This window comes from Paracoccus sp. J55, from assembly GCF_000513975.1.
In the GTDB taxonomy this organism is placed as follows: Bacteria; Pseudomonadota; Alphaproteobacteria; order Rhodobacterales; family Rhodobacteraceae; genus Paracoccus.
In genome coordinates this window covers 325,964-350,280 of the sequence record NZ_AZVA01000001.1, presented here as the reverse complement: position 1 = coordinate 350,280, position 24,317 = coordinate 325,964, and the positions used below count along the sequence as shown (strand labels likewise).

20 protein-coding genes and 1 other RNA gene are annotated in these 24,317 nt (G+C 68.9%); 14 read left to right on the top strand and 7 right to left on the bottom strand.

What is annotated here, in order from left to right:
• Positions 1 to 3: 3 nt before the first annotated feature.
• On the bottom strand, positions 4 to 288 hold the full coding sequence (locus PARJ55_RS0101755) for an SCP2 sterol-binding domain-containing protein (RefSeq protein WP_028711422.1): 285 nt from the start codon (positions 286 to 288) through the stop codon (positions 4 to 6).
• 49 nt (positions 289 to 337) lie between these two features.
• Between PARJ55_RS0101755 and PARJ55_RS0101750 the strand changes: the two genes are divergently transcribed.
• The 5 genes from PARJ55_RS0101750 (at position 338) to PARJ55_RS0101730 (ending at position 5,721) form a co-directional block, all read left to right on the top strand.
• Positions 338 to 1,069, top strand: a complete 732-nt coding sequence (locus tag PARJ55_RS0101750; protein WP_028711421.1) for a tetratricopeptide repeat protein — start codon at positions 338 to 340, stop codon at positions 1,067 to 1,069.
• Positions 1,069 to 3,987 carry a helicase-related protein gene (locus tag PARJ55_RS0101745; protein ID WP_028711420.1) on the top strand — a complete coding sequence of 973 codons (2,919 nt, stop codon included), beginning with the start codon at positions 1,069 to 1,071 and terminating at the stop codon, positions 3,985 to 3,987. Before PARJ55_RS0101750 ends, PARJ55_RS0101745 begins: the two co-directional genes overlap by 1 nt.
• Positions 3,984 to 4,253, top strand: a complete 270-nt coding sequence (locus PARJ55_RS0101740; protein ID WP_028711419.1) for an RNA-binding S4 domain-containing protein — start codon at positions 3,984 to 3,986, stop codon at positions 4,251 to 4,253. Before PARJ55_RS0101745 ends, PARJ55_RS0101740 begins: the two co-directional genes overlap by 4 nt.
• 162 nt (positions 4,254 to 4,415) lie before the next feature.
• Entirely contained in the window at positions 4,416 to 4,754 is a 339-nt protein-coding gene (fdxA, locus tag PARJ55_RS0101735) for a ferredoxin FdxA (RefSeq protein WP_028711418.1), read from the top strand.
• 457 nt (positions 4,755 to 5,211) lie between these two features.
• On the top strand, positions 5,212 to 5,721 hold the full coding sequence (locus PARJ55_RS0101730; protein WP_028711417.1) for a CarD family transcriptional regulator: 510 nt from the start codon (positions 5,212 to 5,214) through the stop codon (positions 5,719 to 5,721).
• A 339-nt stretch (positions 5,722 to 6,060) separates the two neighbouring features.
• Here PARJ55_RS0101730 and PARJ55_RS0101725 read toward each other — a convergent pair whose 3' ends face one another.
• Positions 6,061 to 7,446, bottom strand: coding sequence for a M20/M25/M40 family metallo-hydrolase (locus PARJ55_RS0101725; protein ID WP_028711416.1), 1,386 nt, complete (start codon positions 7,444 to 7,446; stop codon positions 6,061 to 6,063).
• A 170-nt stretch (positions 7,447 to 7,616) separates the two neighbouring features.
• On the opposite strand from PARJ55_RS0101725, the gene hemA reads away from it, so the two are divergent.
• From hemA to ispG, 3 genes are all read left to right on the top strand, one after another.
• Positions 7,617 to 8,846, top strand: coding sequence for a 5-aminolevulinate synthase (gene hemA / locus PARJ55_RS0101720; RefSeq protein ID WP_028711415.1), 1,230 nt, complete (start codon positions 7,617 to 7,619; stop codon positions 8,844 to 8,846).
• Positions 8,847 to 8,955: 109 nt separating this feature from the next.
• Positions 8,956 to 10,176: a helix-turn-helix domain-containing protein gene (locus tag PARJ55_RS0101715; protein WP_028711414.1), complete on the top strand. Its 1,221-nt coding sequence runs from the start codon at positions 8,956 to 8,958 to the stop codon at positions 10,174 to 10,176.
• 130 nt (positions 10,177 to 10,306) lie between these two features.
• Complete coding sequence (ispG, locus tag PARJ55_RS0101710) at positions 10,307 to 11,431, top strand: flavodoxin-dependent (E)-4-hydroxy-3-methylbut-2-enyl-diphosphate synthase (RefSeq protein ID WP_028711413.1); 1,125 nt, start codon at positions 10,307 to 10,309, stop codon at positions 11,429 to 11,431.
• Positions 11,432 to 11,520: 89 nt separating this feature from the next.
• On the opposite strand, the gene PARJ55_RS0101705 is transcribed toward ispG, so the two are convergent.
• The gene (locus tag PARJ55_RS0101705; protein WP_028711412.1) at positions 11,521 to 12,273 is read right to left on the bottom strand and encodes a DsbA family protein; all 753 of its coding nucleotides are present in this window, start codon (positions 12,271 to 12,273) and stop codon (positions 11,521 to 11,523) included.
• A 135-nt stretch (positions 12,274 to 12,408) separates the two neighbouring features.
• Between PARJ55_RS0101705 and PARJ55_RS0101700 the strand changes: the two genes are divergently transcribed.
• The 5 genes from PARJ55_RS0101700 (at position 12,409) to PARJ55_RS0101680 (ending at position 19,823) form a co-directional block, all read left to right on the top strand.
• The gene (locus PARJ55_RS0101700; RefSeq protein ID WP_028711411.1) at positions 12,409 to 13,545 is read left to right on the top strand and encodes a pyridoxal phosphate-dependent aminotransferase; all 1,137 of its coding nucleotides are present in this window, start codon (positions 12,409 to 12,411) and stop codon (positions 13,543 to 13,545) included.
• Positions 13,542 to 14,777 (top strand): N-acetylmuramoyl-L-alanine amidase, encoded by a 1,236-nt coding sequence (locus PARJ55_RS0101695; protein WP_028711410.1) that lies wholly within the window; start codon positions 13,542 to 13,544, stop codon positions 14,775 to 14,777. Before PARJ55_RS0101700 ends, PARJ55_RS0101695 begins: the two co-directional genes overlap by 4 nt.
• A gap of 70 nt (positions 14,778 to 14,847) precedes the next feature.
• Positions 14,848 to 17,385, top strand: a complete 2,538-nt coding sequence (locus PARJ55_RS0101690) for a penicillin-binding protein 1A (RefSeq protein WP_028711409.1) — start codon at positions 14,848 to 14,850, stop codon at positions 17,383 to 17,385.
• Positions 17,386 to 17,462: 77 nt separating this feature from the next.
• Positions 17,463 to 18,590, top strand: a complete 1,128-nt coding sequence (gene prfB / locus PARJ55_RS0101685) for a peptide chain release factor 2 (protein WP_028711408.1) — start codon at positions 17,463 to 17,465, stop codon at positions 18,588 to 18,590.
• Positions 18,591 to 18,767: 177 nt separating this feature from the next.
• Positions 18,768 to 19,823 carry a patatin-like phospholipase family protein gene (locus tag PARJ55_RS0101680; protein ID WP_028711407.1) on the top strand — a complete coding sequence of 352 codons (1,056 nt, stop codon included), beginning with the start codon at positions 18,768 to 18,770 and terminating at the stop codon, positions 19,821 to 19,823.
• On the opposite strand, the gene PARJ55_RS0101675 is transcribed toward PARJ55_RS0101680, so the two are convergent.
• The 4 genes from PARJ55_RS0101675 to PARJ55_RS21360 all read right to left on the bottom strand — a co-directional run bounded on the left by PARJ55_RS0101675 (position 19,820) and on the right by PARJ55_RS21360 (position 23,694).
• Complete coding sequence (locus PARJ55_RS0101675) at positions 19,820 to 20,734, bottom strand: pseudouridine-5'-phosphate glycosidase (RefSeq protein WP_028711406.1); 915 nt, start codon at positions 20,732 to 20,734, stop codon at positions 19,820 to 19,822. The two genes, PARJ55_RS0101680 and PARJ55_RS0101675, sit on opposite strands and share 4 nt — an antisense overlap.
• Positions 20,731 to 21,627 (bottom strand): PfkB family carbohydrate kinase, encoded by an 897-nt coding sequence (locus tag PARJ55_RS0101670; protein WP_028711405.1) that lies wholly within the window; start codon positions 21,625 to 21,627, stop codon positions 20,731 to 20,733. The genes PARJ55_RS0101675 and PARJ55_RS0101670 overlap by 4 nt, the downstream gene beginning before the upstream one ends.
• Positions 21,628 to 21,693: 66 nt before the next feature.
• An RNA gene (ffs, locus tag PARJ55_RS23175) (signal recognition particle sRNA small type) lies at positions 21,694 to 21,790 on the bottom strand.
• 47 nt (positions 21,791 to 21,837) lie between these two features.
• Positions 21,838 to 23,694 (bottom strand): bifunctional 2',3'-cyclic-nucleotide 2'-phosphodiesterase/3'-nucleotidase, encoded by a 1,857-nt coding sequence (locus PARJ55_RS21360; RefSeq protein WP_051416119.1) that lies wholly within the window; start codon positions 23,692 to 23,694, stop codon positions 21,838 to 21,840.
• 158 nt (positions 23,695 to 23,852) lie between these two features.
• Between PARJ55_RS21360 and PARJ55_RS0101660 the strand changes: the two genes are divergently transcribed.
• On the top strand, positions 23,853 to 24,314 hold the full coding sequence (locus tag PARJ55_RS0101660) for a hypothetical protein (RefSeq protein WP_028711404.1): 462 nt from the start codon (positions 23,853 to 23,855) through the stop codon (positions 24,312 to 24,314).
• Positions 24,315 to 24,317 lie beyond the last annotated feature (3 nt).

Here is a 24,317-nt window from a genome sequence, read left to right as displayed (position 1 = left end):
CGCTTACGAGAGCAGCGCCCCGAGCTTCATCGCCGTGCCCATCGAGCCGTCCACCCGCAGCTTGCCGGTCATGAAGGCGGTGGTGGGGTTCACGTCGCCCGAAAGCAGGCCCTCGAAGGTTTCGCGGCTGGCGGTCAGGGTCACCTCGGCCTCGTCATCGCCGGCGCGGGCGCCCTCGGCGTCGATATAGACCGAGCCCTCGCCCTCGATGACGAATTTGGCGGTGCCGTCGAAGCCCTTGGCCTTTTCGTCCAGCGCGGCCACGGCGGCCTCGACCACTTTGCTCATTCTCGATCTCCTGTTCTCGTGTCTGGAATTAGACGATGGGGAAAGTTACATGGTGAATATGCTTTTGCCAGTCCCCCATTTCCATCGTGCCGTTGCGGCAGCGCTTCTGCTGGGGCTGACCGGCTTCGCCGGCGCGCAGCCGGGGCAGGCCGCGCCCCTGGCGCAGGTCCCCCAAGCGATACCTGTTCAGGACGAGGGGCCGCAAGAAAATTCTCCTGAAAATGAGGGCGATCCGGCACCGGAAAGCCCGCTGTCCGAACCCGCCGCCCCTTCGGAGCCCACGGCCGAGGCGCGGCTGCGCGAGCGCGAGGATCTGGACCTGCTGTTTGCCGAGCTGGCCCAGCCGGGCGGCGAGACCTGGGCCCGGGCCGAGACCGACATCCTGCGCATCTGGTCGCGCTCGGGATCGGCGGCGATGGACCTGCTTTACAAGCGCGGCGAGGCGGCGCTGGATGCGGGCGACACCGCCACCGCCATCGGCCACCTGACGGCGCTGACCGATCACGCGCCGGATTTCGCGGCCGGCTGGTATCTGCGCTCGATCGCCTTTTACCTGGATGGCGATTTCGGCCCGGCCCTGGCCGATCTGGGCGAGGTGCTGCGGCTGGAGCCGCGCCATTTCGGCGCGCTGACCCAGCTTGGCACGATTCTGGAAGAGCTGGGCGACGACCGCGACGCGCTGGAGGCCTTTCGCCGGAGCCTGGAGATCCATCCCCATCAACAGGATGCGCAGGACGCCGTGCTGCGCCTTGAACAGAAACTGCAGGGCATGGACGCCTGATGAACGACAGATCGCGGGTCACGGCCGTCCTCGGCCCGACCAATACCGGCAAGACGCATTACGCCATCGACCGGATGCTGGCGCATCGCACGGGGGTCATCGGCCTGCCGCTGCGCCTGCTGGCGCGCGAGGTCTATGACCGCATCGTCAAGGCGCGCGGCCCCTCGGTGGTGGCGCTGGTGACGGGCGAGGAGCGCATCGTCCCCGAACGCGTGCAATACTGGGTCGCCACCACCGAGGCCATGCCCGAGGTCGGCGCCGATTTCGTCGCCATCGACGAGATCCAGCTTTGCGCCGATCCCGAGCGCGGCCACGTCTTCACCGACCGGCTGCTGAACATGCGGGGCCTGCACGAAACGCTGCTGCTGGGCAGCGACACCATGCGCCCGGCCATCGCCGCCCTGGTGCCGCAGGCGCAGTTCATGCGGCGCGAGCGGTTCTCGGCGCTCGGCTGGGCCGGCTCGAAGAAGATCAGCCGGATGCCGCCGCGCTCGGCCATCGTCTGCTTCTCGGTCGAGGAGGTCTATGCCACGGCCGAGTTGATCCGCCGCCAGAAGGGCGGCTGCGCCGTGGTGATGGGGGCGCTGTCGCCCCGGACCCGCAACGCCCAGGTCGCCATGTATCAGCAGGGCGAGGTGGATTACCTGGTCGCCACCGACGCCATCGGCATGGGGCTGAACCTCGACATCCGCCACGTCGCCTTTTCCGCCACCGAGAAATTCGACGGCCGTCGCTATCGCCCGCTGTTCCCGCACGAGCTGGGCCAGATCGCCGGCCGCGCCGGACGGCATACCGAACCGGGCACCTTCGGGGTCACCGGCGATGCCGGCCCGCTGGAGGAGGGGCTGATCGAGGCCATCGAGACCCACCGCTTCCAGCCCATCAGCCGGCTGATGTGGCGCAATGCGGCGCTGGAATTCGGCACGGTCGAGCGCCTGCTGCAAAGCCTCGAGACGCAGCCGCAATCGGAATGGCTGGCGCGCGGGCGCGAGGCGGACGATATTCGCGCGCTCAAGGCGCTGTCCGCCATGCCCGAGATCCGCGACAGGGTGTCGCACCCCCGCGACGTGCGGCTGCTCTGGGACGTCTGCCGCATCCCGGATTTCCGCGCCATCTCTCCGGTCGAGCATGCGACGCTGCTGGCACGGATCTTCGGCTTCCTGCGCGAGGGCGGCGTGCCCGGCGACTGGCTGGAAGGGCAGATCCGGCGCATCGACCGGATTCAGGGCGACATCGACACATTGTCGAAACGATTGGCATATATACGGACATGGACCTATGTTGCCCAGCGTTCCGGCTGGGTTTCGGACGAAAGTCATTGGCGTGCCGAGACGCGCGCGGTAGAAGATCGGTTGTCGGACGCGTTGCACGCGGCTCTGACGCAAAGATTCGTGGACCGGCGCACATCCGTGCTGCTGCGCCGGCTCAAGCAGAAGGAGAGCCTTTTGGCCGAGGTGAATGACAAGGGCGAAGTGACGGTCGAGGGCGAGTTCGCCGGCCGTCTGGAGGGCTTCCGCTTCCACGCCGATCCGAGCGCAACCGGGGACGAGGCGCGCATGCTGAGCCGCGCTGCCTATGAGGCGCTGCGCCCCGAGTTCCATCTGCGCGCCGACCGCTTCTACAACGCGCCGGATACCGAGCTGGACTTCACCGAACAGGGCGGCCTGATGTGGGGCAGCTCGGCGGTGGGCAAGCTGGTCAAGGGCGCCGAGGCGCTGAAGCCCGGCGTCGAGCCCTTCGTCGACGAGGAGGCCGGTCCCGAGATCGCCGAAAAGGTGCGCCGGCGGCTGCAGCATTTCATCGACCGCAAGGTCGCCACCCTGTTCGAGCCGCTGCTGGCGCTGAAGAACGACGAGACGCTGGGTGGCCTGGCGCGCGGCTTCGCCTTCCGCCTGGTCGAGTCGCTGGGCGTCCTGCCCCGCGAGGGCGTTGCCGCCGAGGTCAAGGAGCTGGACCAGGAGGCGCGCGGCCTGTTGCGCAAGCATGGCGTGCGCTTCGGCCAGTTCACCATCTTCCAGCCGGCGCTGCTGAAGCCGGCGCCGACCCGGCTGCGGCTGGTGCTCTGGGGCCTGGACCAGGGCCTGTCGGAGTTCCCCGAAAGCCCGCCTCCCGGTCTGGTGACGATCCCGAACCTGCCGGATGTGCCCAAGGGCTATTACACGCTCTCGGGCTATCACCCGGCGGGCGAGCGGGCGATCCGCATCGACATGCTGGAGCGGCTGGCCGACATGCTGCGCACCCAGGACAGCCGCGGCGGCTTCGAGGCGACGGCGGACATGCTGTCGATCACCGGCATGACGCTGGAGCAGTTCTCGGGCCTGATGCAGGGGCTGGGCTATCGCGCCGAGCGGGGCGAGCGGCCCAAGGCCCGCGCCGAGGCCGCGCCCGCCGCCGAGCCGGCGCCGGAAGAGGCCGATCACGAGCATCCGCTGACCGAGGAGGAAAGCGTGCTCGCCGCCGAGACCCGCGCCAAATGGGAGGCCGAGCAGGCCGCCCGCAAGGCCGCCGAGGCCGAGGCGGCGGCCGAGGCCGGGGAGCAGGCCGAGGAAGCGCCCGCGCCCGAGATGGAGGTGTTCTACACCTTCACCTGGGCGCCGCGTCCGCGCGGCGGCCAGCGCCGTCCCGAACGGGGCGATCGTCAGGGCCAGGGCCAGGGCCAGCCGCGTCCGCAGGGCGAGCGCGGCCCGCGCCGCGAGCGCGAGGCGGGTCAGGAGAACCGCCGCGAGGGCAAGCCCTTCGAGGGCAAGCCGCGCGGCGAACGGGGCGACCGGCCCGAGCGTGGCCCGAAGGGCAAGCCCAAGGGCAAGCCGCGCCATGACGGTCCCAAGAGCTTCGAGGCCCGCCCGCCGCGTGCCGAGAAACAGGCCGATCCGGACAGCCCCTTCGCCATTCTCGCCGCGCTCAAGAACAAGACGTGAGCGTCGAAGGCGCCGGCGCCATCCGGCTCGACCGCTGGCTGCATCACGCGCGGCTGTTCAAGACCCGCACCCTGGCCGCCGATGCCATCGGCGCCGGGGGAATCCGGGTGAACGGCCAGCCCTGCAGCAAGCCGGCGCAGGCGCTGCGGGGCGGCGATACCGTCACCGTCTCGGCCTATGGCCGGGTGCGGGTGCTGCGCGTGCTGCTGCTGGGCGAGCGGCGCGGCCCCGCCAGCGAGGCGGCCACGCTTTACGAGGAGCTCTAGCCCCGTCGCGGGGGAACCCGGTTCCGCGCCGCGCCCCGGCGGCGGAACGCCGTCCCGGGCCGGCCCGGCGCGGGACGCATCGCCGTCTTTTCGCCCGCGGCGGCCTTGAATGATGGCGGCGGCGGGCGTAACTAGCCGATCAGGAAACAGGAATATCGCGCCATGACCTATGTCGTCACCGAAAACTGCATCATGTGCAAATACACCGACTGCGTCGAGGTGTGTCCCGTGGACTGTTTCTATGAAGGCGAGAACACGCTGGTCATCCATCCCGATGAATGCATCGATTGCGGCGTCTGCGAACCGGAATGCCCGGCCGATGCGATTCGCCCCGATACCGAACCCGACATGGAGAAATGGGTCGAGTTCAACCGCAAATATGCCGAGTCCTGGCCGGTGATCACCCGCAAGAAGGACCCGATGCCCGGCTATCAGGAGATGGACGGCCAGCCCGGCAAGCTTGAGAAATACTTCTCGGAAGCCCCGGGCGAGGGCGATTGAGACCGGCGGTCCCGTTGGTTTGCGGCCGTTCGTTCGAAAAGCTAACGACTGTGCTGATCGCGCATCATAAGCTGCTTTTGTCTGGTGCTGCGCTGGCGAGAAAAGGCCGGAGCCGGTAAGCCGGAACTGTGACGGGGCGCAGGTGATTCGCCTAGGGTCACGCACCGGTTCTGCCGGGGAACGGGTTGCCGAGTGGCTGTTTTTCAACGATTATTTCTCTTCAGGCAGGACCGGTGCCGCTTTGCAGCGAACCTTTGAACCGGCGCGATTTTTATGCTATGGTGCAGCCATCTCGCGCCGGTCGGGCTGCTTCCTGTGGCCCGTCCGGCGTTGCTGCCTGTCCTGATCGCCTGCCCGGTCAGAAGTGCAAGAACAACAATATTGACCCGTAAGGGGGGATTCGCCCCGCCTTGGGGGTTTTTGTGCCGTGTAGCGGCGCCGCTGCGAAGGAAGCCCAATGTCGAAAGCCAAGAAGACCGAATTCCGCCCCGATGATTTCGTGGTGTATCCGACCCATGGCGTGGGTCGCATCGTTTCGATCGAAGAGCAGGAGGTCGCCGGGCTGCGGCTCGAAATGTTCGTGATTTCCTTTGAAAAGGACAAGATGACCCTGCGCGTGCCGACCGCCCGCGCCGCCGAGATCGGCATGCGCGGCCTTTCGACCCCCGACCTGGTCGAACGCGCCCTGGACACGCTGAAGGGCAAGGCCCGGGTCAAGCGCGCCATGTGGTCGCGCCGCGCCCAGGAATATGAGCAAAAGATCAATTCGGGCGACCTGATGTCGATCGCCGAGGTGGTGCGCGACCTGCATCGCAACGACGACCAGCGCGAGCAGTCCTATTCCGAGCGCCAGCTCTACGAGGCGGCGCTGGACCGCCTGACCCGCGAGGTCGCCGCGGTCAGCGGCATGGACGAGGCCGGCGCCCAGAAAAGGGTCGAGACCGTGCTGACCGCCCGCGCGGCCTGACCGCCTTGCCCAAGCCGGCACGGGGCGCCTTCGGGCGCCCTTTTTCTTGGCCCGGAGACTTGCAGGCCGCGATATGCCTGCCTTGCCTGATAAGCCCGACCAAGCCGCCGCGCCGGGCTGGCCAGCCTCGGTCCGAGGGGGCGCGGGCCGGATCGGAGGCCGTTCGGCGCGTCCGGTTCGGGCGGCCTGGGGCCGCAGCAGCGCGCAGCGAGGATGCGCGCCTTTGCCGGTGCTGCCGACATGAACAACGCGGCCGCATCGGGGCGGGCAGGATGCGCTGGGGCGCACCCCGCAAAGCATCCTGCGGCCCTTGGGGCCGGGATGCCTGCGCCGCCGGGTTCAGGCCAAGGCCGCGAGGATGCGCGCCCAGCTGCGCGCGCCCTTGGCAAAGCTCTGCAGGTCGTATTTCTCGTTCGGCGAATGGATGCGGTCGTCGTCGCGGGCAAAGCCGATCAGCATGGAATCCATGCCCAGGATCTCCTTGAAATCGCCGGCGATGGGGATCGAGCCGCCGGCGCCGATATAGGCCGCCTCGCGGCCCCATTCCTGCGTCAGCGCCGCCTTGGCCGCCGCGAAGGCCGGGTCCGAGATGTCCATGCGGCTGGCCGGGCTGGCGCCATGGCCGTGGAAGGCCACCGTGCAATCGGCGGGCAAGGCGGCGCGGACATGGGCGCGAAAACTCTCGCGAATGCGTTCGGGGTCCTGCGCGCCGGTCAGGCGGAAGCTGACCTTGGCGCGGGCCTCGGCGGGCAGGACGGTCTTGAAGCCCTCGCCGGTATAGCCGCCGCTGATGCCGTTGATCTCGAAAGTGGGGCGGTTCCAGATCATCTCAAGCCCGGTGCGGCCCGCTTCGCCGACCGGATGCTTCAGCCCGACCCGCGACAGGAACTCGCCCGCATCGAAGCCGAGCGCCGCCCAATCGGCGCGCAGCTCGTCCGAAAGCTCCTCGACGCCGTCGTAGAAGCCGGGCAGGGTGACGCGGCCGCTGGCATCCTTGACCGTCGCCAGCGCATTGACCAGCACCTGGATCGGGTTCGCCGCCAGCCCGCCGAAACTGCCCGAATGCAGGTCGCGGTCGGCCGCCCGCACCACGATCTCGTCGCCATAGAGGCCGCGCAGCTGGGTGGTGATGGCGGGGCGGCCGTCGGCGTAAAGCCCGGTGTCGCAGATCATGGCGATGCCGGCGCGCAGCTCTTCGGCGTTTTCGCGCAGGAAGGGGCGCAGGCTGGGCGAACCGGATTCCTCCTCGCCCTCGAACAGCAGCACCAGGTCCGAGGGCAGGCTGCCATGCACCGCCTTCCAGGCCCGGAACGCCTCGACGAAGGTCATCAGCTGGCCCTTGTCGTCCGAGGCGCCGCGGCCGCGGATCACCTTGCCCTGCGGCGTGTCCTCGATCTGCGGCTCGAAGGGCGGGCGCTCCCACAGCTCCAGCGGATCGACCGGCTGCACGTCATAATGGCCGTAGAACAGCAGCGGCCGCCGGTCGCCCCGGGGCGAATGGGCGACGACCATCGGATGGCCGGGCGTGTCGCGGACCGAGGCGTCGAAACCCAGCGCGGCCAGCTCGGCGCAAAGCCATTCCGCCGCCCGCCGCACCTCGCCCGCATAGGCCGGATCGGTCGAGATCGAGGGGATGCGGAGGAACTCGGCCAGCCGGTCAAGCGCCCGGGGCAATTCCTCATCCAGCGTTGAAAGCACTTCGTCGATTCTGGAATTGTCCTTCATTCTCTGCCTTTCCTGATTGGTTTTCTCGGAGAAAATTGTCTGCGATCTTGGTCCCAGTGCGACATTTTTGCGCTATATTTTCCTTGAATTGACACGTATCAAGTCACGACCCGCGGGATCGGAGCATGATCCCCCAAGCAAGCAAGTTCAAGCAAGGCAAGGGATCTGTCATGGACTACTCAGCCGCCCTCGACCAGGCCATCGGCAAGTTGCACGAGGAGGGCCGCTACCGGACCTTCATCGACATCGAACGCCGCAAGGGGGCCTATCCGCAGGCGGTCTGGACGCGGCCGGACGGCACCGAGACCGAGATCACCGTCTGGTGCGGCAACGATTACCTGGGCATGGGCCAGCATCCGGTGGTGCTGGCGGCGATGCACGAGGCGCTGGATGCCACCGGGGCGGGTTCCGGCGGCACGCGCAACATCTCGGGCACGACGGTCTATCACAAGCGGCTCGAGGCGGAACTGGCCGACCTGCACCAGAAAGAGGCCTCGCTGGTCTTTTCCAGCGCCTATATCGCCAATGACGCGACGCTCTCGACCCTGCGCAAGCTGTTTCCCGGGCTGATCATCTATTCCGACGCGCTGAACCACGCCTCGATGATCGAGGGCATCAAGCGTTTCGACGGCGCCAAGCGCATCTTCCGCCACAATGACGTGGCGCATCTGCGCGAGCTGCTGGAGGCAGACGATCCCGAGGCGCCGAAACTGATCGCCTTCGAGTCGATCTATTCCATGGATGGCGATTTCGGTCCCATCGCCGCGATCTGCGACCTCGCGGACGAGTTCAACGCCCTCACCTATCTGGACGAGGTCCATGCCGTCGGCATGTATGGCCCGCGCGGCGGCGGCGTGGCCGAGCGCGACGGGCTGAGCCACCGCATCGACATCTTCAACGGCACGCTGGGCAAGGCCTTCGGCGTGTTCGGCGGCTATATCGCCGCCTCGGCCAAGATGGTGGACGCGATCCGCTCCTATGCGCCGGGCTTCATCTTCACCACCTCGCTGCCGCCGGCGGTGGCGGCGGGCGCGGCGGCCTCGATCGCCTTCCTGAAGACGGCCGAGGGGCAGCTGCTGCGCGACCGCCAGCAGCTGAACGCCCGCATCCTCAAGATGCGCCTGCGCGGCCTCGGCATGCCGATCATGGACCATGGCAGCCATATCGTGCCGGTGCATGTCGGCCACCCGGTGCATTGCAAGGCGCTGTCCGACATGCTGCTGGCCGATTTCGGCATCTACGTGCAGCCGATCAACTTCCCCACCGTGCCGCGCGGCACCGAGCGGCTGCGCTTCACGCCCTCGCCGGTGCATGACCCCAAGCAGATCGACCATCTGGTGCGGGCTATGGACAATCTGTGGTCGCAGTGCAAACTGAACCGTTCAACTTCGGCCGCCTGACGCGGTTTCGGGGTGAAGACCTCTCGCGCCCGTGATAACCTTGCTTTAATCAAGTTGTGAGAGTCTTCCGATTCGGGGAGGACGAGCAGCAGAGAATGGGGCAGGCGCGATGATCGGGCTAAGGGGGAATCCCCCGTCGCATGGCCATGAGGAACCGGCGGCATTGCCGCCCGGTTTCGACGATCCTGATATTCGTCTCGGCGACCTGATGCGGGGCGAACGGGCCACGCTGGGCAAGTCGCTGCTGGATGTCCAGCGCGAGTTGCGCATTCGCGCCTCCTATGTCGCCGCCATTGAGAATTGCGACATCTCGGCCTTCGACACGCCCAGTTTCATCGCCGGCTATGTGCGCTCCTATGCGCGCTATCTGGGCATGGATGCCGACTGGACCTTCCGCCGCTTCTGCCAGGAATCGGGCTTTCAGCCCACGCATGGCATGGCGCCTGCCGCCGCCGGGCCCAAGCCGCAGCGCCGGCCCGCCGACCCGGCCGAGGCGCTGGCCAACCCGCATCCGATCTTCCTGCCCAGGCAGGAAAGCCTCTGGAGCTCCATCGAGCCGCGCGCCATCGGCTCGCTTCTGGTCATGGTCGCGCTGGCCTGCGGTCTGGGCTATGGCGGCTGGGCCGTGCTGCAAGAGGTGCAGAAGGTCAACCTGACCCCCGGCGACCAGGCCCCCGGCGTGATCGCAGCACTCGACCCGGTGCAGGAGGCGGCCGAACCCGAGACGGTCGAATCGGCCCAGGTCAACCTGCCGCGTCCCGAGGGGCTGGACCGCACCTATCGCCCGCAGGCGCTGGAGGTGCCGGTGCTGATCGCCCGCGACGGTCCCATCGCCGCCATCGATCCCGGGCTGAACGCGCCGGCCATGCAGCCCGAAAGCACCGAGCCCGCGAACCGGACCGCCTTGGCCCAGGACCGGGTCTACGGGCCGCAGATGCCGGCCGAGCAGGCCGCGGTGCGCACCGTGGCCCCCGACGCGCCGGAAGTCGAGATCCTCGCCGCCCGGCCGGCCTGGGTGCGGGTGACCTCGGCCGATGGCACGGTGCTGCTGGAAAAGACCATGGATGCGGGCGAGCGTTTCGCCCTGCCCAAGCTCGAGGCGCCGCCGGTGCTGCGTGCGGGCAATTCCGGCGCGATCTATTTCGCGGTGAACGGCCGCACCTACGGCCCGGCCGCGCCGGGCGCCAAGGTGGTCAAGAATGTCGAGCTTTCGCCCAATGCGCTGACGGCGAAATTCGCCTTTGCCGACCTCGCCAAGGACCCGCAGCTGGCCGAGATGGTCGCGCTGGCCTCTGCCGGCCAGCCGGAACAGTCCCCCGTGCAGGAGTGATCTGCGCCCGCGCGCCGGTCACGGATGCGATAGCAGGCGCCCCGCCGGGACCGCACGGCTTGCCCGCAGGCCCGCATCGGCCTATTTCTCACGGGTGAATCCGCCTCTGGCGCAGGAAAAGGCTCCAGCCATGTCGCATAATCCGATCCGCCCCTGGCGCAATATCGACCGGCGCAAGTCGCGCCAGATCATGGTCGGCGCGGTGCCGGTGGGGGGCGATGCGCCGATCAGCGTGCAGACCATGACCAATACGGATACCAGCGACGTCAAGGCGACGCTGGACCAGATCCTGCGTGCCGCCGACGTGGGCGCCGATATCGTGCGCGTCTCGACCCCCGATCAGGCCTCGACCCGGGCGCTGCGCGAGATCTGCCGCGAAAGCCCGGTGCCGATCGTGGCCGACATCCATTTCCACTACAAGCGCGCCATCGAGGCCGCCGAGGCCGGCGCCGCCTGCCTGCGCATCAACCCCGGCAATATCGGCGATGCCGCCCGGGTGCGCGAGGTCATCAAGGCCGCCCGCGACCATGGCTGCTCGATCCGCATCGGCGTGAATGCCGGCAGCCTGGAACGGCACCTGCTGGAGAAATACGGCGAGCCCTGCCCGGATGCGATGGTGGAATCCGGCCTCGACCACATCAGGATCCTGCAGGACAACGACTTCCACGAATTCAAGATCAGCGTGAAGGCCAGCGACGTCTTCCTCGCCGCCGCCGCCTATCAGCAACTGGCCGAGGCGACCGACGCGCCGATCCACCTGGGCATCACCGAGGCGGGCGGGCTGATGTCCGGCACGGTGAAATCCGCCATCGGCCTCGGCAACCTCTTGTGGATGGGCATCGGCGACACGATCCGCGTCAGCCTGTCCGCCGATCCGGTCGAGGAGGTCAAGGTCGGCTTCGAAATCCTGAAATCGCTGGGCCTGCGCACCCGCGGCGTGCAGATCATCTCTTGCCCCAGCTGCGCGCGGCAGGGCTTCGACGTGATCCGGACGGTCGAGATCCTGGAAAAGCGCCTCGAACACATCAAGACCCCGATGAGCCTGTCGATCATCGGCTGCGTGGTGAACGGCCCGGGCGAGGCGCTGATGACCGATATCGGCTTCACCGGCGGCGGTGCGGGCTCCGGCATGGTCTATCTGGCCGGCAGGCAGGACCACAAGATGACCAACGACCAGATGGTCGATCACATCGTCGAGCTGGTCGAGAAACGCGCCGCCGAACTCGAGGCCGCGCAAGCCGCCGCCGCCGAATAGGCGAAAGGGCGGTCGAGGCGCCGCCCTCTGCCATTCACCGTTTTCCAAATACTCCTGCCGCCCGCGCAGCCCGCGTCGGCGGCGCCGGTTCAGCCCTCGGCCTCGGCCGCACGCGCCCGGGCGATGGCGCCTTCCAGCCCCTCGGCCGGCACGCCGCGCAGCATCTCGCCGCCGATGATGAAGGTCGGCGTGCCCATGATCCGCATCTGCTCGGCCAGCTGGTGGTTCTTGCGCAACACGGCCGAGACCTCCTCGGTGTTCATCCGGTTCAGCACCGCCTTGCCGTCCACGCCCAGATCGCCGGCCAGCGCGGTCAGGCTTTCCAGATTGACCGGTCCGCGCGATTCCATCAGCGCGTCATGCGCCTTCTTGTAGGCCTCGGGCCCGGCTTCCTGCTGCACCGCGATGGCGAAACGCGCGGCCATGTCGCTTTCCTGGGTCAGGATCGGGAATTCCTTCAGGATCCAGCGGATGTTGCCATCGGCCGAGATCAGCTTTTCCAGCTCCGGATTCACCCGCTTGCACACCCCGCAGCGGTAGTCGATGAACTCGACCACGGTCACGTCGCCCTCGGGGTTGCCGCCGATCCAGCTGTGGCCGTCGTCGAAGATCGCCTCCCTGTTGTTCTCGACCAGCAGCTGGTCGTTCTTCGCCTCGTCGGCGGCGCGGCGCTCTTCCAGCACGTTGATCGACTCGATCAGCACGTCGGGATTGGCCATCAGGTAATCGCGCACCGCTTCGCCGAAGGCGGCCTTTTCGGCCTCGGTCATGTTCGCCGGATCAAAGGCGAAAGAGGGCAGGGCGGTCGCCGTCAGCAGCGCGGCGGTCAAAAGGGCTTTCATCCGAGGATCCTTTCCAGTTGCCGGCAACTTGGCCTGTCCGGGACGGTGTTGCAAGCGATCCGCCCCGGTCTCACGCGGGCTTGACCGGGCCGCCCGCAGGTCCGATACCCGGCCAAAACCATGAGGCAGGCAGACATGAGACAATCCCGCCGCGGGCAGGTCGATCCCTTCATCGTCATGGATGTCATGGAGGCCGCCCGCAAGGCCGAGGCCGGGGGCCGCCGCATCATCCATATGGAGGTCGGCCAGCCCTCGACCCCGGCCCCCGAGGGCGCGCGCCGGGCGCTGGCCGCCGCGCTGGACCGGCCGCTGGGCTATACGGTCGCGCTTGGCCTGCCCGAGCTGCGCGCCGGCATCGCCGGGCTTTACCGGCGCTGGTATGGGCTCGACCTCGACCCGAGCCGCGTGGTGGTGACGCCGGGCTCCTCGGGCGCCTTCATCCTGGCCTTCTCGGCGCTGTTCGACGCGGGCGAGCGGGTGGCCTTGGGCGAGCCGGGCTATCCCAGCTATCGCCAGATCCTGCGCGCCATGTCGCTGGAACCCGTCGGCATCCCGACCCGGGCCGAGGACCGCTACCAGCCGCGGCCGCAGGACCTGCCGGCGGATGCGCAGGGGCTGATCCTCGCCTCGCCCGGCAACCCCTCGGGCACCGTGCTGCGGCGCGAGGAACTGGCGGGGCTGACCGCGCGGGCGGCGGAACTGGGCATGAGCGTGATCTCGGACGAGATCTATCACGGGCTCGACTATGGCGCCGGCTTCCATTCGGCGCTGGAGGTGACGGATGAGGTTTTCGTCATCAACAGCTTCTCGAAATATTTCAGCATGACCGGCTGGCGCGTCGGCTGGATGGTGGTGCCGGACAGCATGATCCGCACCGTCGAGCGCATCGCGCAGAACATGTTCATCTGCCCGCCCCATGCCAGCCAGGTCGCGGCGCTGGCCGCGCTGGATTGCGTGGAGGAGGCCGAGGCGAACCTGGCCGTCTACGCGCAAAATCGCCGGCTGATGCTGGAGCGCCTGCCGCAGATCGGCTTCTCGCGCATCGCTCCGCCGGAAGGCGCCTTCTACATCTATGCCGATGTGTCCGACCTGACCGGGGACAGCCTGAGCTTCGCCGCGGAAATCCTTGAAAAGGCGGGTGTCGCCGTCACGCCGGGCCTGGACTTCGACCCGCATCGCGGCGCCCGCACCCTGCGCTTCAGCTATGCTGCGGGGACGGCCGAGATCGCCGAGGGGCTGGAGCGGCTGGCAGCCTTCATGGCGGCGCGATGAGATGGCTCTGGGCCCTGCTGCTGGTCTGGCTGGCGCTGCCGGCGCTGGCCGATGACGGCACGCGCTCGGCCCTGGCGACGGTCGATCTGGCGGGCTCCTCGCTGGTGGCCGAGGGCCGCGACCGCGGCAAGCCGCGGCCGATGGAACTGCGGCTGACCATCAGCCAGCCGGTGCCCTACCGGGTCTATTTCCTCGACGGCCCGCCGCGCCTGGTGGTCGATTTCCGCGAGATCGACTTTTCCGGCACCAGCGCCGAGGACCTGCCCGGCCGCGAGCTGGTGCCGGCGCTGCGCTGGGGCCGGTTCCGGCCCGGCTGGTCGCGGCTGGTGATGGAACTGCCCGGCCCCTATGCGCTGCGCACCGCCGTGCAAAGCCCGGCCGAGGGCGGCGCCCGGGGCGCGCTGGTCAAGCTGCGCATCGAGCCGGTGAAGCCCCAGGCCTTCGTCACCCGCGGCAATGCGCTTTCGGCGCTCTGGGACCTGCCCAGCCCGGCCGAGGTGACGCCGCTGCCGCCGCGCCGCACCGCCAAGCGGCCGTTGCGCGTCGCCCTCGACCCCGGCCATGGCGGCCACGATCCCGGCGCCCAGGTCGGCGCCATCTACGAGGCGGCGCTGATGCTGGGCTTTGCCCGCGAACTGGCCGAGATCCTGACCCGCGCCGGTTTCGAGGTCGTCCCCACCCGCGAGGATGACAGCTTCGTCCCGCTGGAGCGGCGCATGACCATCGCCCGCGCGGCGCAGGCCGACCTGTTCATCTCGCTGCATGCCGATGCGCTGCCGGCGGGCGAGGCGGCGGGGCTGTCGATCTATGTCTGGAACCCGCAGGCCGACGACCGCGCCACGCGCGAGCTGGCGATGCGCCACGACCGCGCCGACCTGCTGGCCGGGCTGGACCTGGCGGGCACCGACGACCAGCTGGCCGACGTGCTGATGGACCTGGCGCGGACCGAGACGCATCCGCGCTCGGAAGCCTTCGCCAAGTTTGCGGTTTCCGAGCTCAATCGCGCGGGCGTCGGCATGCATCGCACCCCGGTGCGCGGCGCGGCCTTCTCGGTGCTGAAATCGCCCGACATCCCCTCGGTGCTGATCGAGCTGGGCTTCCTGACTGATGCGGGCGACAGGGCGAACCTCTTCGACCCGGACTGGCGCGCGCGCACCGCGCAGGCCTTGGCCCAGGCGATCGGCCTCTGGGCGCAGGATGACGCCGCCCGCGCCGCGCTGTCGCGAAAGTAGCGCAAGGTTGCTTTGACGGGACCGGCCCCGCTGTCTATAGAGACGCAGGTTATCCCCAGAGGCTTGCCCATTGCTGCGCTTCCTTCTGTCCTTCATCGGTGCGATCTTTTCCTGGTTCGTGACCGCCGTCTTCTTCATCGCCCTGACCGTCGGGGCGGTGTTCTGGATGTATTCGCGCGACCTGCCGAGCCATGAGCAGCTGGCGCAATATGCGCCCAAGACCATCAGCCGGGTCTATTCCGGCGAGGGGCGGCTGATCGACGAATTCGCCGAGGAGCGCCGCATCTTCGTGCCGATCGACGACATCCCGCCGCTGGTCAAGGAGGCTTTCATCAGCGCCGAGGACAAGAATTTCTACCATCACCACGGTTTCGATCCGCGCGGCATGATGGGCGCGCTGGTGCAGGCGGTCCGCACCCGGGGCGAGAACGTGCGCGGCGCCTCGACCATCACCCAGCAGGTGATGAAGAACTTCCTGCTCTCCAGCGACCGCAGCGTCGAGCGCAAGATCAAGGAGCTGATCCTGGCCACCCGGCTGGAATCGACCCTGTCCAAGGACCAGATCCTCGAACTTTACCTGAACGAGATCTTTCTGGGGCAGAACAGTTTCGGCGTCGCCGCCGCCGCGCAGACCTATTTCAACAAGCCCCTGACCGAGCTTGCCCCGCATGAGGCCGCGACGCTGGCCGCGATGCCGCAGGCGCCGGGCCGCTATCACCCCGTCCGCGCCAAGGAGCGGGTGACCGAGCGGCGCAACTACGTCCTGCGCGAGATGTGGCAGAACGGCTATATCGACCAGGCGACCTACGAGGCGGAATCGCAATTGCCGCTGCGCTCGGTGCAGAACGGCGATTTCCCCGCCTTCCAGCAGCAGCTGCCGGCGCGCGACTATTTCACCGACGAGATCCGCCGCCAGCTTTCGGCGCAGTTCGGCGAGGAGGAATTCTTCGGCGGCGGCCTGGCGATCCGCGCCACCGTCGACCCCAGGCTGCAGAAGGTCGCCGCGCGCGCCCTGCAGCAGGCGCTGGAGAAATACGACCGCGGCCGCGGCGTCTGGCGCGGCACCCGCGTCTCGATCCCGGCCGAGCGGCTCGGCAGCGAGCAGGACTGGCGCGCCGCGCTGGCCGAGACCCGCGTGCCGCGCGACATCGAGGGCTGGTTCCCGGCCGTGGTGCTGTCCCTGGAAGGCAGCGACGCCATCATCGGCATCGAGGATCAGGAGGGCACCGCGACCATTCCCGCCAAGGACGTGCAATGGGCCAGGAAGCGCCGCGCCGACGGCACGCTGGCGCCCAAGGCCAAGGTGGCCTCGGACCTGCTGGAGGTCGGCGAGGTGGTGCTGGTGCGCCGCATGACCAGCGACAGCGACGGCAGCTTCATCCGCTGGACCCTGCGCCAGGTGCCCGAGGTGCAGGGCGGCTTCATGGCCATGGACGTGAATACCGGCCGGGTCATCGCCATGCAGGGCGGATTTTCCTATCAAAGCTCGGTCTTCAACCGCGCGACCCAGGCGCAGCGCCAGCCCGGCTCCAGCTTCAAGCCCTTCGTCTATGCGGCGGCGCTGGATTCCGGCTTCAACCCGGCCACCATCGTGGTGGACGAGCCGATCACCGTGAACACGCCGCAGGGCCTGTGGACCCCCAAGAACGCCAGCGGCAAATTCTACGGCCCCACGCCGATGCGCACCGGGATCGAGCAGTCGCGCAACCTGATGACCATCCGCATCGCCCGCGATATCGGCATGGATACCGTCGCGTCCTATGCCGAGAAATTCGGGGTCTACGACAATCTCGGCCATTTCCTGGCCAATTCCCTGGGTGCGCAGGAGACGACGCTGTTCAAGATGGTCGCCGCCTATGCCATGTTCGCCAATGGCGGCGAGCGGGTGGAACCCACGCTGGTCGACCGCGTGCAGGACCGCCGCGGCCGCACCATCTATCGCCACGACCGCCGCGACTGCGTGACCTGCGGCCAGCCGACCCTGCCCGCCGGCGCCGCGCCCGAGATCCGTTCCAACCGCGAGCGGGTGATGGATGCGATCACCGCCTATCAGCTGACCTCGATGCTCGAGGGCGTGGTCAAGCGCGGCTCGGGGCGCGGGGTGAACCTGCCGGTGCCGGTGGCCGGCAAGACCGGCACCACCAACGACGCCAAGGATGTCTGGTTCATCGGCTTCACCTCGAACCTCGTCGCCGGCTGCTATCTGGGCTATGACCAGCCGCGCACGCTGGGGTCCAACGCCTATGGCGGCACGCTTTGCGTGCCGGTCTTCAACGAGTTCATGCAGGAGGCGGTGAAGGAATTCGGCGGCACCGAGTTCAAGGTTCCGCCGGGCGGGCATTTCGTCAACATCGACCGCTTCACCGGCGCGATCCTCGGCCCCGACGCCAAGGGCGACAATGTCATCGCCGAATATTTCCGCGACGGCCAGTCGCTGACCGGCATCGCGCTGGTCGACGGCGGCTTCGGCCGGGCCGATCCGGGCACGCTGCCGCTGTTCACCCAGGGCCGCGACGGCGGGCAGGCGGTGACCACCTCGACCGGCAAGAAGAGAGTGATCCCGAAGAAGGCCGATTTCGGCACCCTGTCCTCGGGCGGGCTGTATTGAGGGCCGGCGCTTGCCGCCGCCCGCCGCCCGCGTTATCTGTCTTGCCCTGATCCGAAATCCGAACCCAGAGAGTGCCCATGCGCGCCGAAACCCAAGCCACCATCGAGGCGATCCGCAAATCGCTGAAACTGCTCGGCCAGCGCATGGACTGGGAGACCGCGCCGCACCGGCTGGAAGAGCTGAACGCCATGATCGAGGCGGGCGACATCTGGTCCGACCCGGCCCGGGCCCAGAAGCTGATGCGCGACCGGCAGATGCTGTCGGATGCGGTCGAGACCTATCGCCGGATCGAGACCGAGCTGAAGGACAATGCCGAACTGATCGAGCTGGGCGAGGCCGAGGACGATGCCGAGATCGTCGCCGAGGCCGAGACCTCGCTGAAATCGCTGGCCGAACTGGCCGCGCAGAAGGAGCTGGAGGCGCTGCTGAACGGCGAGGCCGACGGCAACGACACCTTCCTGGAGATCAATGCCGGCGCCGGCGGCACGGAAAGCGCCGACTGGGCCAGCATGCTGGCGCGCATGTATGTCCGCTGGGCCGAGAAGAAGGGCTATGATGTCGAGCTGCTTTCCGAGACGCCGGGCGAGGAGGCGGGCATCCGTTCCGCCGCCTACAAGATCTCCGGCCCCAACGCCTATGGCTGGCTGAAGTCGGAATCGGGCGTGCATCGGCTGGTGCGCATCTCGCCCTATGATTCGGCGGCGCGGCGGCACACCTCGTTTTCCTCGGTCTGGGTCTATCCGGTGGTGGACGACAATATCGAGATCACCATCCCCGACAACGAGATCCGGATCGACACCTACCGCTCCTCGGGCGCCGGCGGGCAGCATGTCAACACCACCGATTCGGCGGTGCGCATCACCCACCTGCCGACCGGGATCGTGGTGACGAGCTCCGAGAAGTCGCAGCACCAGAACCGCGCGAACGCCATGGCGGCGCTGAAGGCGCGGCTGTATCAGCTGGAGCTGGACAAGCGCAATGCCGCGATCAACGCCCAGCACGAGGCCAAGGGCGAGGCGGGCTGGGGCAACCAGATCCGCTCATACGTGCTGCATCCTTATCAGATGGTGAAGGACCTGCGGACCGGGCACGAGACCTCGGACACGCAAGGGGTGCTGGACGGCGATCTGGATGCCTTCATGGCCGCGACGCTGGCGCTGGATGTCGCGGGCAAGTCGCGGGCCGAGGCGCAGGCCGAGGACTGATCCGCCGCGCCTGTTGCGCGGCCGCACGAGTATTTGGGAAACGGTGAGCCCAGGCTTGCGCATCGCGGGGCGGGCCGCGACTGTGGCGCCCATGCACCTTTTCGCCGGCGCGGGAACGCTGCGGTTGGATGCTGCGTCGCGGCATTGTATGCTGCGAGTGCGAAATGCGGGGTGGGCATGGACGTGAAGCGGATCAACCTGGCGCTTCAGGGCGGCGGCGCGCATGGCGCGTTCGCCTGGGGCGTGCTGGACCGGCTGCTGGACGAGCCCGCGATCGAGATCCGCGGCATCAGCGGCACCTCGGCCGGGGCGCTGAACGGCGCGGCTCTGGCGGCCGGCCTGTCCTGCGGGCCGGGCCGGCGCGGGCGCGAGGCGGCGCGGCAGAACCTGGCCTATATCTGGTCGCAGGTCGGGCAGGTCAGCGACAATTCCGTGGTGCGCTGGCTGCATTCCATGTTTCCTGCGCCGCGCGCCTGGCAGCGGCTGACCGAGCTTTTCTCGCCCGTGGCCTGGCTTGGTTCGCTGACGCGGGTGTTCAGCCCCTATGATTCGGGGCCGTTCTACACCAACCCGCTGGCCGCCATCCTGCGCGAGATGCCGCATCCCCGGCTGGGCCGCGAGGAAGGGCCGGCCTTTTTCGTCACCGCGACCAATGTGCGCACCGGGCTGGTGCGGGTCTTCGGCGGCGCCGAGGTGACGGTGGACACCATCCTGGCCTCGGCCTGCCTGCCCGAGCTGTTCCGCGCCGTCGAGATCGACGATCCGCTGACCGGCCGGCGCGAGGCCTATTGGGACGGCGGCTATTCCGGCAATCCGGCGCTGTTCCCGCTGTATCGCGGCGACCTGCCGCGCGACATCGTCATCGTGAACATCAACCCGATGCTGCGCGACGCGATCCCCAAGACCCCGGCCGCGATCCAGGACCGGGTGAACGAGATCAGCTTCAACGCCGCACTTCTGGCCGAGCTGCGGGCGATCAATTTCGTCAAGCGGCTGCATGCCGAGGACCGGCTGACCGGCCGGCCGATGAAGAACGTGCTGCTGCATGCGATCATGGACGAGGAGTTGATGAACTCGCTGAGCGCCAGCACTAAGCTGATCCCGAATCCCGGCCTGTTGCAGCGCATGCACGATGCCGGGGTCGAGGCGGCCGACCGGTTCCTGGAACGCGATGCCGGCAATATCGGCGAGCGCGATTCCTACGACCTGGCGCAGCTGTTCGGCCGCCGCTAGCGGGTGATGGCCGCGGCGATGCGCGCGGCCAGCCGGGCGTTGTTCAGCACCAGCGCGATATTGGCGTCGAGCGAGCGGCCCCGGGTCAGGTCGAAGATGCGCTGCAGCAGGAAGGGCGTGACCGCCTTGGCGGCGATGCGCTGCGCCTCGGCCTCGGACAGCGCCTGCTCGACGATGGGGATCATCTCGGCGCGCGGGATCTCGGCCTCTGGCGGGATCGGGTTCACCACCAGCTGGCCGCCCCCGAGGCCCAGTTCGCGGCGCAGCCGGGCGCTGGCGGCGATCTGGACCGGGTCGTCCATGCGCAAGGGCGCCGGCAGGCCCGATTCGCGCGACCAGAAGGCCGGCAGCTGGTCCTGGCCGAAGGCGATCACCGGCACGCCCAGCGTTTCCAGCACCTCGAGCGTCTTGGGCAGATCCAGGATCGCCTTGGCCCCGGCCGCGACCACGGTGACCGGGCTTTGCGCCAGTTCCTGCAGGTCGGCCGAGATGTCGAAGCTGGTTTCGGCGCCGCGATGCACGCCGCCGATGCCGCCGGTGGCGAAGACCTCGATCCCGGCCAGATGGGCGCAGATCATCGTCGCCGCCACCGTCGTGGCCCCGGTCCGCCCCAGCGCCAGGCAGGCGGCGAGATCGGCGCGCGACAGCTTCATCACCTGCGCGGCCGGGGTCGAGGCCAGCGCCTCGAGCGTCTCGGCATCGAGACCGACGCGAATGCGCCCGGCCATCACCGCGATGGTGGCGGGCACGGCGCCTGCCTCGCGCACCGCGGCCTCGACCTGTTGCGCGACCTGCAGGTTCTGCGGATAGGGCATCCCATGGGTGATGATGGTCGATTCCAGCGCCACGACTGGCCGGCCCTCGGCCAGGGCCTGCGAGATTTCGGGGGAAAGCGCGATCAGGGGGGTCATGGCTGGTCCTTTCCACAGACATGGTCGGATGCGGCGTTCATGGCGCGGGTCAGGGCCTCGGCGCGGGTGGCGCCGCGGCTTTCGGCCGCGAGATGCGCGGCGAGGAAGCTGTCGCCCGCGCCGGTGACGCGGATGGCCGCCACCGGGCGCGGCGCCGCGGTCAGCGTGGGCACGCCTTGCGCCGCATCGGCGGCGGTGCCGGCGCCGTCGGTCACCAGCACCCGGCGGGCGCCGAGCGCCAGCACGGCCTCGGCGGCGCGGGCGGCGTCGGGCAGGCTGCGGCCGGCCAGGGCCTCGGCCTCGGCGCGGTTCAGGTGGAAGATGGCGCGGGGATGGTCGATCAGCACCCGCAGCCGGGCCGCCTTGTCGGGGCTGGCGGGCACGATGCGCAGGTCGGCTTCGGCAAGGCAGGGATCGCGGGCGATTTCGGTCAGCACCGGCACGGAGGGGTTGCCGTCCACCACCAGCGTGCCTCGCCAGGGCCGGGCGGCATCGCCCAGCCGGCCGTCGCGCAGCGGCGCGAGGAGGGCCGTGCCGGCGGTTTCCAGCGCCCGGGCATCGGCGATGGCCGCGACCAGCCCCTCCGGGCTTTCGATGGCCAGATAGCTGTCGGTGACAAGGCCAGTGTCGCACCAGAGCCAGCGGGTGTCGACGCCGCGCCGGCCGGCCTCGGCCACCAGCGCCTCGCCCGCCGGGTCGCGGCCGACGGCGGAAAGCATGGCGGGTGCCAGCCCCTGCCGGGCCAGGGCCAGCGCCACGTTCAGCGCCACGCCGCCCGGCTGGCGGGTAATGCGTCCCGGCAGGTCGGCGCCGGGCAGAACCCGCACCGCGCTGTGCCCGATCACGTCCCAAAGCATGGCGCCAAGGCAGAGAATGCGGGGAGGGGCGGTCATCGGGGCGGGCCTTCGGGCGGGTTGCGCCGGCGCAAGCTAGCTTCTGGCGATGCCGGGGAAAAGGGGGGTGAGAGGCTGGACAGCGACCCAGACGGGACTCGTTACGGCTGCTTCCTTCCGGACCTGACCGGTTTGGCGAGACGCCTGCCCGCGCCAACCTCTCGCCGCCTAGATAGGCGCGCGCGCGGCAGGATGCAAGCGGCTTGCCCGCTAGAGATGCAGGCGCAGGCGCAGGAAACCGTCCGGGCCCATGCCCGCCGGCTCGACCCGCGCGGAAAGCCCGTCCAGATGCCGCGCGGCGGCCGGCCCGGTCTCGAACAGGACCGAGGTGCCGGGCAGGGGGCGGAAGCTCCAGCCGGCGCGGGAATCGGGTGCCAGCACGCGGCGCCGCGCGACATAGCGGCGCAGCACCTCGCGGGTGCGCGAGGTGCCATCCAGCAGCACCGGCCGTCCCGCCGCCACCGGGGCGAACAGCCCGCAATCGGACAGCCGGTAGCTGTTCGTCACCAGGATGAAGGGCTGGTCCGGCGCCACCGGGCGGCTGCGATGCGAAAGCGCGCCGATGCGGCGCGAATCGGCATGGGCCAGGCGGCCGTCCGGGGCGTAGCGCGGCGGGCGGCTGAGGTCGATCTGCCAGTCCAGCCCGTCGATGATATCGAAATTGTAGCTGGGGAATTCCGGGTCGATCAGCGGCTGGTCGGGCTTGCCCGGCTCGATGCGCAGGAACAGGCTGGCCGAGCGTTCCAGCCATTCATGCAGTTCAGCCCCGGTCAGGCGGATGGCGCAGATCCGGTTCGGAAACAGGTAGAGATCGGCGATGTTGCGCAGCGTCAGCCGCCCGGCCGGCACATCGGTATAATGCTGCGGCTCGCCGCGCCCGCCGGCGCGGAACGGGGCGGCGGCCGAAAGGATCGGCAGGTCCTGCCAGCGCGTGCCGCGCAGCGCGCGCCGCACATGCCAGCGCTGCGCCATGGTCACCAGCCGCAGGCCCGGATCCTCGCCGATCAGGGCGAAATAGCTGCTCAGCGGCCGCTCGGTCCTGCCGATGCGGCGGCGGAAATGCCGCAGGGTCCGGCGATGCGCCGCCAGCGCCGGGCCGGTGACGGCGGGGTGGTCCTCCTCGGCGCCGACCGGCTCGGCGCGGCAGGTGAAATCGGCGATGCGCCAGCCCTGGCCCGCGGGTTCCAGCCGCAGGTCGATCAGACCCAGATGCGAGCCCCAGAAACCCGGCATCACCGCCGGCTTGCCGGCCAGCGTGCCGCGCCGGGCGTCGATCCCCGGCCCCTGCGGATGGTCCGGCGAGGGAAAGACCCGATGCGTATGCCCGGCGATCACCAGGTCGATGCCGGGCAGGGCGGCCAGCGCGGTGGCGGCGTTCTCCATCATCGGCGCGGGGGCGAGCGCGCCGATGCCGCTATGCGACAGCGCCACCACCAGATGCGCGCCCTGGCGGCGCAGCGCCGCGATGCCGGCCCGCGCCGCCAGCAGGATGTCCTGCACCTCGATCTCGGCCTTCAGCCCCGGCTCCCATTCCACGGTTTGCGGCGGCAGAAAGCCCAGCACGCCGATGCGCAGCCGCTGGGGGCGGTCCCGGCGGTCGCGGAACTGCCGCTCCAGCAGGATATGGTTCTGCACCGGCAGCGGGCGGCGCGGGCGCAGGTTGCTGGCGACGATGGGGAATTCCGCCTCGTCCAGCGTGCGGCGCAGAAAGCCGAGGCCAAAGCTGAAATCATGGTTGCCGACCGTGGCGGCGTCATAGCGCAGCGCATTCATCGCCGCGATGGCGGGATGCGGCTGGCGCGGTCCCAGGGCGCCCGCCTCGGCCAGGTAATCGCCCATCGGGCTGCCCTGCAACCCGTCGCCATTGTCGAACAGCAGGCAGTTGGGCGCCGATTGCCGCGCCTTGGCGATCAACGCCGCCGCCCGCGACAGGCCCAGCCGCCCCGAGGGTCGGTCCGCGAAATAGTCGTAGCCCAGCACATGCATGTGCAGGTCCGTGGTCGCCAGGATGCGAAGGTCGAGGGCATCGCCGGGCTGCGGATCGGGCGGAGGGATTTCGGACGTCATGCCGTCTGCATGCGGTCATTATCGACATAATGCAACCATGGATTGCATTTCTGCCCTGGTTCCGCTTAGCGGATGTGGCAGCCTTGCATGCTGCGGTGCAACATGGGATTAATCGGGGCCAAGGTTCAGCGCCCCCCTCTTGTTCGATCGGATAAGCGATGAAGTTCTCGACCCGACAGGATACCGACCTTGCCGCGGAAGGGCTGTTCCGCGCGGTCAGCAATTTCCACGCCATCGAGCGGCTTTTGCTGCGGCGCGGCGCCACGGTGCGCCGGCTGGACGGCCTGGCCGAGCCGGGCGTCGGCATGCGCTGGCTGATCGGCTTCGACTGGCGCGGCCGGCATCGCGAGCTGACCGCCGAGGTCACCCGGCTGGACGCGCCCGAGGTGGTGGCCATCGACGCGCGGTCCGACCAGTTCGAGGTCACGCTGCGCATGACCGTGGTGGCGCTGACCAAGGCGAAATCGCGGCTGATCTTCGAGACGGACATCCATCCGCGCGGCATGAAGGCGCGGCTGCTGCTGCAGACGGCCAAGCTGGGCAAGGCGCAGCTGGACCGCAAGTTCGCCAAGCGCGTGGGCGAATTCGTCACCCACCTGGCCGCGGGCGAGCACGCCTGAATC

What these genes read in the sequence shown, in the direction of transcription:
- PARJ55_RS0101705 (WP_028711412.1), bottom strand. Translation starts at nt 12,273, where the DNA reads ATGAAAGCCCTTTTGACCGCCGCGCTGCTGACGGCGACCGCCCTGCCC.
- PARJ55_RS0101725 (WP_028711416.1), bottom strand. Translation starts at nt 7,446, where the DNA reads ATGAAGGACAATTCCAGAATCGACGAAGTGCTTTCAACGCTGGATGAG.
- ispG (WP_028711413.1), top strand. Translation starts at nt 10,307, where the DNA reads ATGTCGCATAATCCGATCCGCCCCTGGCGCAATATCGACCGGCGCAAG.
- fdxA (WP_028711418.1), top strand. Translation starts at nt 4,416, where the DNA reads ATGACCTATGTCGTCACCGAAAACTGCATCATGTGCAAATACACCGAC.
- PARJ55_RS0101695 (WP_028711410.1), top strand. Translation starts at nt 13,542, where the DNA reads ATGAGATGGCTCTGGGCCCTGCTGCTGGTCTGGCTGGCGCTGCCGGCG.
- PARJ55_RS0101745 (WP_028711420.1), top strand. Translation starts at nt 1,069, where the DNA reads ATGAACGACAGATCGCGGGTCACGGCCGTCCTCGGCCCGACCAATACC.
- PARJ55_RS0101675 (WP_028711406.1), bottom strand. Translation starts at nt 20,734, where the DNA reads ATGACCCCCCTGATCGCGCTTTCCCCCGAAATCTCGCAGGCCCTGGCC.
- PARJ55_RS0101755 (WP_028711422.1), bottom strand. Translation starts at nt 288, where the DNA reads ATGAGCAAAGTGGTCGAGGCCGCCGTGGCCGCGCTGGACGAAAAGGCC.
- hemA (WP_028711415.1), top strand. Translation starts at nt 7,617, where the DNA reads ATGGACTACTCAGCCGCCCTCGACCAGGCCATCGGCAAGTTGCACGAG.
- PARJ55_RS0101730 (WP_028711417.1), top strand. Translation starts at nt 5,212, where the DNA reads ATGTCGAAAGCCAAGAAGACCGAATTCCGCCCCGATGATTTCGTGGTG.
- PARJ55_RS0101750 (WP_028711421.1), top strand. Translation starts at nt 338, where the DNA reads ATGGTGAATATGCTTTTGCCAGTCCCCCATTTCCATCGTGCCGTTGCG.
- prfB (WP_028711408.1), top strand. Translation starts at nt 17,463, where the DNA reads ATGCGCGCCGAAACCCAAGCCACCATCGAGGCGATCCGCAAATCGCTG.
- PARJ55_RS0101670 (WP_028711405.1), bottom strand. Translation starts at nt 21,627, where the DNA reads ATGACCGCCCCTCCCCGCATTCTCTGCCTTGGCGCCATGCTTTGGGAC.
- PARJ55_RS0101715 (WP_028711414.1), top strand. Translation starts at nt 8,956, where the DNA reads ATGATCGGGCTAAGGGGGAATCCCCCGTCGCATGGCCATGAGGAACCG.
- PARJ55_RS21360 (WP_051416119.1), bottom strand. Translation starts at nt 23,694, where the DNA reads ATGACGTCCGAAATCCCTCCGCCCGATCCGCAGCCCGGCGATGCCCTC.
- PARJ55_RS0101700 (WP_028711411.1), top strand. Translation starts at nt 12,409, where the DNA reads ATGAGACAATCCCGCCGCGGGCAGGTCGATCCCTTCATCGTCATGGAT.
- PARJ55_RS0101660 (WP_028711404.1), top strand. Translation starts at nt 23,853, where the DNA reads ATGAAGTTCTCGACCCGACAGGATACCGACCTTGCCGCGGAAGGGCTG.
- PARJ55_RS0101680 (WP_028711407.1), top strand. Translation starts at nt 18,768, where the DNA reads ATGGACGTGAAGCGGATCAACCTGGCGCTTCAGGGCGGCGGCGCGCAT.